Source organism: Fulvivirga sp., from assembly GCF_040218215.1.
GTDB lineage: Bacteria > Bacteroidota > Bacteroidia > Cytophagales > Cyclobacteriaceae > Fulvivirga.
The window spans coordinates 586,997-599,365 of the sequence record NZ_JAVJQL010000014.1; the positions used below are offsets into that span (position 1 = coordinate 586,997).

Sequence of the window (12,369 nt, forward strand, 5' to 3'; positions counted from 1 at the left end):
TAAATATAAACAGAAAACGCTTGTTTATATGTTATGCCTTGGATTGATTAACCTGATCAGGCTTAAAGTCTACACCTCCAAATAAGTGTAAATAGATTATTCTTGAATAACGAAATAGGTATGGTAAGAGAAGTACAGTTACTCCGACTGCAATGAAAAGGAAATTGTATATGCTATATATATCAAAAACATTTAATGCAATACCGGTGGCTACAATTATTGCTACTGAGAATGCATAGTTTACATACATTGCCCCTATAAAGAATCCAGGTTCGCGTTCATACTTAAGGCCACAGTTCGGACAGTGGGTATGCATTTTATGAAAGTTTGATAAGCTCAGGGCATTAGATTCAAACATATCACCCTTTCTGCATTGTGGGCATTTGCCGCTAATGACTGCTTTTAATTTGCTCATATTTTGCCGCATTTTGTCGACTGTTTCGATACCATAGAAAACCAATGGTAGCAATTGCTAAGTAAGGAACTACTAAAAGATAAAGAATGCCGAAATTAAGACCTGCACCTATTCCTATATCTCCATTGCTTAAATTATTTTCTACAGTGGCCCGACACATAGCGCACTGGGCAAAAGAGCTCACAACTGCAATAGCAGAAAAGAGCAAGGTTAGAAATAGTTTCTTCTTTAGCATAGTCCTTTAACAGAATATCATTTCACTTGGTTCTTACTATTGGCCATAATATGGACTAATCATTAAATACACCGCTACCCCGGTAACTGCCACATAGAGCCAGATCGGAAATGTGATCTTAGCCAATTTTCTGTGTTTGTCGAACTGCTCTGACAAGGCTCTGACATAAGTAAAAAGTACCAAAGGTATAACCGCAACTGATAGCAATATATGACTGATAAGTATTGGGTAATAAATAACACCCCATTCGCCTCTATATTCTGTTGATGTACTGGTCATATGATAAATAACATACATCACTAAAAAGCAAGCTGATAGAATAAGACACATCATCATCAGTTTTTCGTGAACAGCACGATTGCCATTTTTAATGGCTATTAGAGCGCCTATTAGGCAGATTGCCGTTGCTCCATTTATAGAAGCGTAAATTGGAGGTAAAAACGAAAAGTCATACCCTTCAATTTTAATCCCAAAAAAAAGTGCTGCAACTGCTAAAGGGATAACAACCGATAGCGCAATGATTAGCTTATTGTATTTATTCTCCGTCAACTCCATTCTCTAATAAAATTTTCACTTCAACGATCAATCTATCAATCTCGTCAAGATCGCGTCCGTAATATCCACGGATACGATTTTTTTCGTCCAGCAAAACTAATTGATTTAGGTCTTCCAAAATAAAATTACAGCCAATGTATTTTTCATAATTTTCAGCTGTAACTATCAATGTCTTGAAATATGGACTTTGCTTATCACCCTTAGCTAATAACCTGATATTAAGGTCATCTTTGAAGAGCTCAGACAATCGAATCGATATATTTTTAAACTCCAATTCATCACTACCATTATCAAAGGCAGCTAGTTTTAATCCAGCCTTTTTATCCATTACAAACTCAGAAATACTGTAAGGCACCGAGTTAATATTACACTCCGTTTTATACTTATCAGGAACCCCTGCTTCATACATGACCTCAACATCAAACTTGTTATTGCCGAAATATTTCAAAAAAGTGAAAATACCTGCAGGAACCAGGAGGGTAACTATTAGAAAAACTGCCTTAATAAACTTGCTCATCGAAACGACCTAAAATAAGTAAGGCTAAGATATAATACCTTAGCCTTACGATTTCCAATATTGGTAATATTATTAATATCTGGCATCAAATATTGCTCCTCCTTCATACATAAATGCCGTAAGCATCCATACAACGAATATCATAGGAATAAGAATTGACCAGAATAAGACTTTAACCTCATATTTAAGGTGCATAAATTCTCCTACTATATAAGCCGCTTTTACAATTGTCATAGCAATGAAAATACTAACTCTGGTCATTTCCATTTCATGAGGCACAGTAAACGCTATAAGGAATTCTAATGCTGTGATCAGACCTAAAATTCCAGCAGTCATCCAAATCTTTTTGATTTTTGCTTTATCAGCAGGAACTACCTGTACGTGTGATGTTTCTTCAGTATGCATAAGTTTTTAGGTTAATCGATTAAACAAGATAAAAGAAGGTAAATACGAATACCCATACAAGGTCTACAAAGTGCCAGTAAAGACCCACTTTCTCCACCATTTCATAATGGCCTCTTCTTTCGTAAACACCAGTTACAGTATTATAATAAATCAAGAAATTTAAAACCACTCCACTAAGTACGTGAGTACCATGAAACCCCGTAATGAAAAAGAACAATGCTGCAAAGTCAGATGGGCCATATTCATTCCAGGAAAGGCTGGCACCACCGCCTCCTGTTCCACTAATAAAATGTGACCATTCCCATGCTTGGCACCCTAAGAAAGTAAGACCACCTATGATAGTCCACAACATCCATTTTTCAACGGCCTTCTTATCCATTCTATGTCCTGCTTCAACAGCTAATACCATGGTCACACTACTCATAATCAAAATAAAAGTCATGATACCAACGAAGACTAGGGGAAGGGACATTCCATGTAAAAATGGAACTGCTTCAAACACCTTCTCTGGTATTGGCCAGTATTCTTGAGAAAAAGTAAATGCCTCAACAGTACCTGAATAAGCCTGATGAGAGAATCTTATCATGCCATAGGTAACAAGTAGTGCTGAGAATGTAAAAGCATCAGAAAGAAGGAAAAACCACATCATGAGTTTTCCATAACTTGCTTTTAGTGGCGATTGACCACCATCCCAGATGCTCTTGCCTGTGTTTTCAATTGAATGTGCGGTAGCTGACATAGATGATTAGTTATACCTAAAATTAATGGTTCAATAATAAAAATACGAATAAATATATCCAAAGGCCACCAAGAAAATGCCAGTATGTTGTACACATCTGTATTTGGGCTAAATTCTTGGAATGCACCCTATATTTAAAAGTTGAAATTAATACAATTATTAGAAAAATGATACCACTTACTAAATGTAATCCGTGTAACCCTGACAATATGTAGAGAAATGACCCTGATGGATTTCCTACAAGAAATATATTTTGGTCTACAAGGGCACCCCAAACAAAGAATTGGCCAATTAAAAAGGCCACTCCTAATATGGAAGTAATGGTAACCAAGAGCTTCACCCGCTCTAGATTGTCCTTCTTTGCTGCAAAATAAGCCATCTGCATGCTTATACTGCTAATAGCAATAATTACTGAAGTAATCCACATTTCCATTGGCAGCTCGAAAACCACCCAATTACCTTCAGCCTGCCTTACTATATAGGCACTGGTAAGTGATGCAAAAATCATTACCACAGTAATCATAAACAGCCACAAACCGAACTTCTTCGGATGCATTGAAAGTGGCCTTTTTGCTTCTTCTACTATTTTAAAATCTGATGTCATATCCCTTTCTCCTTTCTTACACTTTATCTAATAAATAAGCAATCTGAACAATAGGCAGATATAAAAAAGAGCCAAACATTATTCTCAAAGCAGATTGTCTGGTTCCTGTTCTCATCAGCGCAAATGTCTGACTTAGAAAAAGAACACCACAAACCGTAACTACTATTGCAGAATCTAACCCTGTGATGCCAAATTTTGCTGGTAACAAACCAACAGGAATCAAAAATAAGGTATAGATCATAATCTGAATTGCAGTATTAAGATCCTTCTTTCCGCCCGAAGGCAACAACTTAAAACCCGCCTTTTTATAATCTTCATCAGCCACCCAGGCTATAGCCCAAAAATGAGGAAACTGCCAAATGAACTGTATTCCAAATATTATTAATGCTTCAATTGAAATATGTCCTGTAGCAGCTGTCCATCCTAACAATGGAGGCAAGGCTCCAGGTATAGCGCCTACAAAAACTGCAATAGGTCCTACTCTTTTCAATGGAGTATAAACAAAGCTGTAAAGCACCATTGATAAGATAGAAAGCAGTGTTGTTAATACATTAGTATAGCTGTAGAGAATGATTATTCCAACAGCTCCGACAATAAAGGCGAAAATTGCCGCCTGATTAGGAGTAATTCTGCCTGTTGGCAACGGACGATTTTGTGTCCTTGTCATAAGAACATCCAAATCCTTTTCTATTATTTGATTGATAGTCACAGAAGCACCTGAAACTAAAAAACCACCTGTACAAATAACTATGAAATGTAACCAGTCAATAGAACCATTAGCGCCAAGTATGTAGCCAAAACCACATGAAAAAGACACCAGAAAAGACAGTCGGAACTTTAATAATTCAAAGTATGCCCTGAACTTGTCAATCATGGTGAGGCTATGTGAATTGTCTACCATCATGCGGTTAAATACCTTTTAGAATTGAGTTGCAAAAATAAGAAAATTTGAAGTCCAAAGCCTACCGTGCCCAGCAATAAATGAACCGGCTGTAAGAAGGCAGGCATACCAAAATAAGCCATACTAGTCCCTGTTATAATTGTCAGCACTATAACAGCAACTAATGATTTAAATACCTTCGAATCAAACTTCATTTTTAAAAGCTTGTACATCAACAAACCGTGGACAATAAGTACTACCCATGAAAATGAGCGGTGTATTAAAAACTCAGCTCCAAGATTACGAATCCATTGACCACGTTGACTATATTGTAAAGATGCCGCTACACTGTCAATGGCCTCTCTCACCTGGGTTCCAAACACAATCTGTATGATTAAAACCAACATACACACCAGCAACAAATATGAAACGGTTGATCGAGAATCATTTTTAACCAATAAGTCCGGATTTGATCTAATAACAATCCATGATAACATAGCTACAATAACTAAGGCTAAAAGCATATGAATTGTTACCATAAAAGGAATCAAATTTGTTGACACCACCAATGAACCTATCCAACCCTGGAAAATCACCAGTATTAATGTCGCTAAGCTGGTAAAAAAAAGCTTCCTATCTGAATTGAAAAATTTCGTTGATAAGTAAACGGTTACGATAATGAAAAGGCCTATTAAAACACCCACTAGCCTATTAACATATTCAATCCAGGTTTTAACCGGATTAAAATCCGCTTCTTCCAAAATGGATTCATCATTCAAGATGTTTGAAGCCAGATTGTTAAACCCTAATGTTTGTAGATAAACTGCCAACTTTTGATTTTTCTTAGCGCGTTTGTTAGAATACACTTCCTTATAATCTAAAGGTAATTCGGATATAGAAGTTGGAGGAACCCAATTGCCAAAACATTTAGGCCAATCAGGACACCCCATACCAGAACCGGTACTTCTTACAATACCACCAACGAGTATCAGAAAGTAAACAGAAATAAGAGTAAGTAGGCTAAACCTTCCTAGCCTACGCAACTCTGTATCTGTATTATTTTTCATCAATTACAATAGACTTCCCACTGCCAGTATTTTCCAATTTGATCAAATCATTCTCTTCTTCAAGATTAGATTCTGGCGTTTCAGAGAATGGGATATGCTGAGGAATAAAATCTTCTTTAGCTCCAGGCTTACTATAGTCGTAAGGCCATCTGTAAACTGAAGGAATTTCTCCAGGCCAGTTACCATGTCCAGGATTAACAGGAGTGGTCCATTCCAAAGTAGTTGACTGCCAAGGGTTGGCAGGTGCCGTTCTTCCTCTCCAAATGCTGTAGAAGAAGTTGAACAAGAAAATAAACTGCGCTGCTAGAGTTAAGATAGCTGCAATACTTACTAGCATATTCAAGTCAGAGAATGAATTGAAGGCATCGAAATTTGTAAACGAATAATATCTTCTTGGATAGCCAGCTATTCCAATGTAATGCATTGGGAAGAATACCAAGTATACTCCAACAAAGGTCAACCAGAAGTGGATGTAGCCTAATTTAGCATCCATCATTCTACCGAACATTTTAGGGAACCAATGGTATACACCTGCCATCATTCCAAAGAATGATGCACTACCCATTACCAAGTGAAAGTGAGCTACCACAAAGTATGTATCGTGCAATTGTATATCAATAGCGGCATTACCCAAATGTATTCCAGTTAATCCACCAGAAATAAAGAAGGATACCAAGCCAATAGAAAACAGCATAGCAGTAGTGAACCTAATGTTACCTTTCCAAAGAGTGGTAAGGTAATTAAACACTTTTACCGAAGAAGGTACTGCTATTATTAATGTCAACAACATGAATACAGATCCTAAGAAAGGATTCATGCCCGTAACGAACATGTGATGAGCCCATACCACAAATGATAGGATCGCAATAAATAGCATTGAACCAATCATTGCTTTATAACCAAATATTGGTTTTCGAGAATTTGTGGCAATAATTTCAGAAGTGATACCTAATGCTGGAAGTAAAACTATATACACCTCAGGGTGACCCAAGAACCAGAATAAATGCTGAAACAAGATCGGGCTACCACCTTGATTAGGCAAAGCCTCACCATTAATATAAATGTCAGACAAGTAAAAACTTGTACCAAAACTTCTATCAAAAATCAGAAGCAACGCTGCTGAAAATAATACTGGGAATGATAATAAACCTATAATGGCCGTTAAGAAGAAAGCCCATATTGTTAACGGCAACTTAGTGAACGACATTCCCTGTGTTCTTAAATTAATTACCGTTGTAATATAGTTTATACCTCCAAGTAATGTAGAAACAATGAACAGCGCCATTGCTGTTAACCATAATGTCATACCTAGTCCAGAACCATTTACCGCCTGAGGTAAGGCACTTAATGGCGGGTAAATTACCCAACCGCCTGAAGCAGGTCCTGTTTCTATAAACAAAGAAATTAACATGATTACACTGGATGCAAAGAAGAACCAATATGATAACATGTTCATAAACCCGGAGGCCATATCCCTTGCACCAATCTGAAGAGGGATCAAAAAGTTACTAAAAGTCCCGCTAAGTCCCGCTGTCAATACAAAGAATACCATGATGGTACCATGCATTGTTACAAGAGCCAAATAAAACTCCGGATCTATTTTACCTTCTGCTGTTATCCATTCTCCAAGAATTGGCTTTAACCAACCTAGTTGTGCTTCTGGGAAACCAAGCTGAAGTCTGAATATAACTGATAATGCACCACCAATCAATGCCCAGATAATTCCTGAAATCAGGAATTGCTTGGCGATCATTTTATGATCAGTAGTGAAAATATAGTGCGTCCAAAAATTGGTGCTGTGGTCATGATCGTGCTCATGATCATCGTGATGTGTATCTTCTGCAATATGTATATCTGCCGTAGCCATATTATATTATCTTAAAATGATGCTTCTAATTCGTTATTTTCAATGCCAGCCTTAATCTTAGCCAACTCTCTCTTATCCGCAGGTATCTGCTCTAAAAAATCAGGGTTAAGCTTTAGCCACGTCTGTTGCTCAGCTTTCCATTTTTCATAATCTTCAATCTCATCAACAACCACTGTCATTTTCATTGAAAAGTGACCTCTTCCGCAAATTTCAGTACAAGTAAGGAAATAGTTGAATTCAGGATCGCCAGTTTCATCTCTCATTTCCTGAGTCGTTTTGGTTGCAATAAACTTAAAACGTGTTGGCATACCAGGTACTGCATCCATTTTAACTCTCTGATATGGCAAGAACACACTATGAAGTACATCTCTAGCTCTGATGTTCAACAATACCTCTTTGCCTTTAGGAAGGTGGAGCTCCAAAGGAGTGAAATCATCATAGGAATTCTCATCAGTAACATCAATACCAAACAAGTTGCCCGCCTGATCATCAATTAATTGATAATTATAATTTCCTAGCTGGTTATCTTTAACGCCAGGATATCTTGCTGCCCACGCAAACTGGTATCCCATGACTTCAATAACCTCTGCATCTTCCGAAGCTTCATCTGTAATGTCGTTCCAAGCCTGAAGACCTGTAAATACTAAAACAACCAAAACAATTGCAGGCACTACTGTCCATATCATTTCGAGTTTTGTATTGTCAGGGAAAAACTTTCCGCGCGCCCCTTCCTTGTATTGGTATTTATAACCAAACCAAAACAGCAAGACATTGGTAAGGACGAAAACCACTCCTGTAACAGCAGTTGTTATCCAAAAAAGCTGATCTGTTAACATACCATGCTCAGAAGCTACTGGTAGTGTGTATTTATCAAAATATGTCCATGAGTACCAGAACATGAATGTCAATCCTGCAAGCAGGAAAATCAACATGAGGGCTGCATTCACCTTATTACTAGTACTTACTATCTTCTTATCCGTACCCTTAACTACATTAACCAGTGTTCCTATTCTGAATAGTGTGTACAGAATAACCAGAAGAAGCAGAACACCTACAGCAATTATAACTTCGAACATATTATTTTAATTTATCTCTTATTTCAATTAAATGTGGTGATGTAAACTCTCTTGTAACATTGGATGGTTTTTGGCAAACAATGGTGCCTTGGCCAAGTTAGATAATGTTACAAATAAGAATGCTACTCCAAAGATCATAGCCATTCCAATTTCTACGAACCCGAAAGTTCCATCTTTTTGCATTACTCCTGGAGTAATCATCAAGTAAAAGTCGAACCAGTGACCTACAATGATTATTGGCATAACTACTTTCAACATTGACATGTGTCGCTTCGCATCTCTTGTCATCAATAACAAGAATGGAAGGAAGAAGTTTAATATTAAATTGAGGAAAAATACCCATTTGTACTGACTGGCTCCAAGTCTTTCAATAAAGTAAACTGTCTCCTCAGGAATGTTGGCATAGTAGATCAACAAGAACTGAGAGAACCAGATATAAGTCCAGAAGATGCTAAAGCCGAAAACGAACTTGCCAATATCGTGCAAATGGTTTGAGTTGATGATAGACAAGTAACCATTCTGCTTAAGTACTACTACTATTAAAGTAATTACTGCAAGGCCATTCACCCACCAGCTGGCAAACACATACCATCCAAACATAGTACTGAACCAATGAGGATCGATGGACATAACCCAGTCCCATGCAGCAATTGAAGAGGTTACTGCAAAAATCACTAAGAATATAGCCGAATACTTGCGGGCTTTGTACCAGTGATTAACATCACCGTCCAAATCCTCGGCAAGCATTTCCTTTTTGATCCACATGAAGAACATAACCCAAAGACCAAAGAAAACTACAATTCTAAGAACATAGAAAAGCGGGAAAGAACCTATTTCCAAAGGCCAGTACCACATAGCGGCCTTACCCTGAATAATTTTATCTCCACCTTCAGCAACTGGTAAATATAAATCAGCACTAGTCCAATGGAATACATCATGGTTCACAACGAACCAAGAAACCAACATTAAAACCCCAGCAATTGGTAACCAGTGTGCCATGGCCAAAGGGATTCTTTTCATGCCCGCTGACCAACCAGCTTGAGTAGCATACTGAATAGCTACGAAGAACAAACCAATGATTGCCAATCCTGTGAAGTAGATATTATTGATCCATAGGTTGGTAAATAGTCTCTTTAGCCATGGAGCACTACCGTGATGTCCACCACCATGTGCCTCTTCGGCTGCATGCTCAGGCCCTTCTTCCAGACTAGCTGTCAGATCAGTTTGAGATGTAATTGTATTTATTGCGTGCTCACCTTCTTCAGCATGTCCACCAGACATTGATGAGATAGTGCCGACCACTAATAGAACGATGCCTATTACACCCACTATCATAAGGGTTTTCTTTGCACTAGCGGTAAATGAAAATCTTTCTTCAGTCATTTGCTATTCGATTTACTATTCTTCAATTACTCTTGTGAGCACTTATTTCTGTAACGTTTTAACATATTTGGCAATCTTCCATCTGTCTTCAGGGCTAACCTGGGAACCATGAGCTCCCATTAATCCTTTACCCCAGGTAATAACATGGAAGATGTGACCTTCAGATACTCCTTTTAAAGCATCACTTTTAAGGTTAGCCACACCAGCAAATACCGGAAGCCCATCAGGATCATCTTTACGAGGACTGGCCACTAACCCATCGCCTAAACCTTTGCTACCATGACAATGCTCGCAATATTTATCATAAAGGATTTTCCCATCCTTTATAGCTGCCTCAGCCATTGTGCTATCGATAGGGCTAACCATAACTCTGGCAGCTAGCTCTAGGCTATCCTTAGGGATTCTGTATGGCAGATATCCATTTTTATTTCTAGGAACTGTATTAGCCGGAGGAGTTCTCATCGTCATTCCATTTTTATTCAATGGATTAGAATTGTAATACTCTCCATGACCATCACTGGTATTATTTAAAATCTGTGCTGCCTCTCCTGCTTCTTCGTCAGTTATCTGAGATAATGGCTCGTAAGGAACAGAGTGATACATGTTTGGCGCATATTCTAATCCTTGATTTTCACCACCAGCACCACAGCCAGTAAGTGCAACACCTAGGGCTACAACTATCGCGTAATTAATATTTCTATATATTTTCATGCCTATCTGAAAGTTCTTATTCTTCAAAATCTTTATCATTGACCTCACTGGCACCACTGCCCTGAATGATCTTTTTAATCTCATCCTTGCTCATCTTGTTCTTGGCAAGATCAATAGCCATTACGTGCTTATCGTCAGTAATTCTGATATCAAATATCCTAGGTTTCTTATATGGCTTCAGGTCACTCACAATCATGAAGGTACCTACCATTCCAAGTGCCGATAACAAAACTGTTAATTCAAAAGTAACAGGAATAAACGGTGGTATAGAGAAAAAGTCCTTACCTCCAATAATCATTGGCCAGTCAAAACCTAACATTCCTATTTGCATTGTAAGGGCCAATGTGGTTCCCAACAATCCAAACATAAAGGCCGCTTTTGGAAGTCTGGTCATTTTATAACCTAAAGCTCCATCCAGTCCGTGAACCGGAAATGGAGAATATACTTCATGAATCTTAACTCCGCTCTCTCTTACCTTGCCTACAGCATCCAAGAGAACATCTTCGTCTTCATATACTCCTAAAACAAAGTGCTTATTACTTTCCATTATTTCTTCTCTTTTAAAGATGATGACTTGATGATACTTTTTACTTCTGCCATGTTGATTACCGGGAAGAACTTAGCAAACAATAGGAAAGCAGTAAAGAATAAACCGAAGGTGAACAGATATACACCCACATCATAAAATGTTGGATAGAACATCGCCCAACTAGATGGTAAAAAGTCTCTATGAAGCGATGTAACGATAATAACGAATCTTTCAAACCACATACCGATATTCACAACAATCGAAAGAATGAATGTTGCTGCAATATTGGTTCTTATACTTTTAACCCAGAATAACTGAGGTGAGATAACATTACAAGTCATCATGGTAGCGTATGCCCACCAGTAAGGACCAAATGCTCTGTTAATGAATGCATATTGCTCAGCTTCAACCCCGGAGTACCATGCGATAAAGAACTCAGTGATATAAGCAATACCTACAATTGATCCTGTGATAATGATTACAATGTTCATCAACTCTATATGGTTGATAGTGATGTAATCCTCCAATTTGAATACTTTTCTTGTTACTAACATCAATGTCAATACCATGGCAAAACCTGAGAAAATCGCTCCAGCAACAAAGTATGGAGGGAAGATAGTGGTGTGCCATCCTGGTATAACCGATGTTGCAAAGTCCATTGATACAATGGTGTGTACAGAAAGTACAAGTGGTGTTGCCAAACCAGCAAGAATCAAAGCCACTGACTCGTATCTTGACCAGGTTTTTGCTGCACCATCCCAGCCAAAGCTAAGAGCACCATATACTGCTTTTGATATTTTGTTTTTAGCACGGTCTCTAATAGATGCAAAATCAGGAATAAGACCTATATACCAGAATACTAATGAAACTGTAAAATATGTACTAATTGCGAATACGTCCCACAAAAGTGGTGAGTTAAAGTTTACCCATAACGAACCAAATGTATTTGGAAGCGGTAATGCCCAGTAAAAACCTAACCAAAGACGACCCATGTGAAGCGCAGGGAACATAGCAGCACAGATTACAGCAAAAATTGTCATCGCCTCTGCCGCTCTGTTAATAGACATTCTCCACTTCTGTCTGAATAATAAAAGGATAGCTGAGATCAGTGTACCAGCGTGACCAATACCAACCCACCATACGAAGTTAGTGATGTCCCAGGCCCAGCCAACGGTCTTATTAAGACCCCAAACTCCTATACCTTGCCATAATAAAGTTAGTACCGCATAAGCTCCGATACCCAGGGCAGCCAAAGAAACGGCCATTCCCAGCATCCAGGATTTGGTTGGTTTCCCCTCTACCTGTCTACAGATATCTTCCGTTACGTCATGGACGGTCTTGTTACCGGTAACTAGCGCTTCGCGTACGGTTGAAGTAACTTGCATA

General features: G+C 38.2%; 15 protein-coding genes. All 15 read right to left on the reverse strand.

Annotated features, from left to right (window positions below; genetic code table 11):
• Positions 1-31: 31 nt before the first annotated feature.
• Positions 32-415 (reverse strand): DUF983 domain-containing protein, encoded by a 384-nt coding sequence (locus RIB54_RS11305; protein ID WP_350101011.1) that lies wholly within the window; start codon positions 413-415, stop codon positions 32-34.
• The gene (locus RIB54_RS11310; protein WP_350063436.1) at positions 390-650 is read right to left on the reverse strand and encodes a CAMCR motif-containing small membrane protein; all 261 of its coding nucleotides are present in this window, start codon (positions 648-650) and stop codon (positions 390-392) included. The genes RIB54_RS11305 and RIB54_RS11310 overlap by 26 nt, the downstream gene beginning before the upstream one ends.
• 36 nt (positions 651-686) lie before the next feature.
• Complete coding sequence (locus RIB54_RS11315; RefSeq protein ID WP_350101012.1) at positions 687-1,205, reverse strand: DUF420 domain-containing protein; 519 nt, start codon at positions 1,203-1,205, stop codon at positions 687-689.
• On the reverse strand, positions 1,186-1,722 hold the full coding sequence (locus RIB54_RS11320) for a hypothetical protein (RefSeq protein WP_350101013.1): 537 nt from the start codon (positions 1,720-1,722) through the stop codon (positions 1,186-1,188). Before RIB54_RS11320 ends, RIB54_RS11315 begins: the two co-directional genes overlap by 20 nt.
• A gap of 72 nt (positions 1,723-1,794) precedes the next feature.
• Positions 1,795-2,127 (reverse strand): cytochrome C oxidase subunit IV family protein, encoded by a 333-nt coding sequence (locus RIB54_RS11325; RefSeq protein ID WP_155186859.1) that lies wholly within the window; start codon positions 2,125-2,127, stop codon positions 1,795-1,797.
• 19 nt (positions 2,128-2,146) lie between these two features.
• Complete coding sequence (locus tag RIB54_RS11330) at positions 2,147-2,866, reverse strand: cytochrome c oxidase subunit 3 (RefSeq protein ID WP_350063439.1); 720 nt, start codon at positions 2,864-2,866, stop codon at positions 2,147-2,149.
• 22 nt (positions 2,867-2,888) lie between these two features.
• The gene (locus tag RIB54_RS11335) at positions 2,889-3,470 is read right to left on the reverse strand and encodes a cytochrome c oxidase subunit 3 (RefSeq protein ID WP_350063440.1); all 582 of its coding nucleotides are present in this window, start codon (positions 3,468-3,470) and stop codon (positions 2,889-2,891) included.
• Between the two features lie 16 nt (positions 3,471-3,486).
• A complete protein-coding gene (cyoE, locus tag RIB54_RS11340) occupies positions 3,487-4,374 on the reverse strand; it encodes a heme o synthase (RefSeq protein WP_350063441.1) in 888 nt (295 codons plus the stop codon).
• Positions 4,371-5,417: a COX15/CtaA family protein gene (locus RIB54_RS11345; protein ID WP_350101014.1), complete on the reverse strand. Its 1,047-nt coding sequence runs from the start codon at positions 5,415-5,417 to the stop codon at positions 4,371-4,373. Before RIB54_RS11345 ends, cyoE begins: the two co-directional genes overlap by 4 nt.
• Entirely contained in the window at positions 5,407-7,284 is a 1,878-nt protein-coding gene (locus RIB54_RS11350) for a cytochrome c oxidase subunit I (protein ID WP_350063443.1), read from the reverse strand. Before RIB54_RS11350 ends, RIB54_RS11345 begins: the two co-directional genes overlap by 11 nt.
• Before the next feature lie 11 nt (positions 7,285-7,295).
• On the reverse strand, positions 7,296-8,360 hold the full coding sequence (locus RIB54_RS11355; protein WP_350063444.1) for a cytochrome c oxidase subunit II: 1,065 nt from the start codon (positions 8,358-8,360) through the stop codon (positions 7,296-7,298).
• 27 nt (positions 8,361-8,387) lie between these two features.
• Complete coding sequence (locus RIB54_RS11360; protein ID WP_350101015.1) at positions 8,388-9,743, reverse strand: quinol:cytochrome C oxidoreductase; 1,356 nt, start codon at positions 9,741-9,743, stop codon at positions 8,388-8,390.
• A 42-nt stretch (positions 9,744-9,785) separates the two neighbouring features.
• Positions 9,786-10,538, reverse strand: a complete 753-nt coding sequence (locus RIB54_RS11365; RefSeq protein ID WP_350067587.1) for a c-type cytochrome — start codon at positions 10,536-10,538, stop codon at positions 9,786-9,788.
• A complete protein-coding gene (locus tag RIB54_RS11370; protein ID WP_350067589.1) occupies positions 10,471-11,001 on the reverse strand; it encodes a DUF3341 domain-containing protein in 531 nt (176 codons plus the stop codon). Before RIB54_RS11370 ends, RIB54_RS11365 begins: the two co-directional genes overlap by 68 nt.
• Positions 11,001-12,368 carry an NrfD/PsrC family molybdoenzyme membrane anchor subunit gene (gene nrfD, locus RIB54_RS11375; protein ID WP_155180100.1) on the reverse strand — a complete coding sequence of 456 codons (1,368 nt, stop codon included), beginning with the start codon at positions 12,366-12,368 and terminating at the stop codon, positions 11,001-11,003. Before nrfD ends, RIB54_RS11370 begins: the two co-directional genes overlap by 1 nt.
• Position 12,369 lies beyond the last annotated feature (1 nt).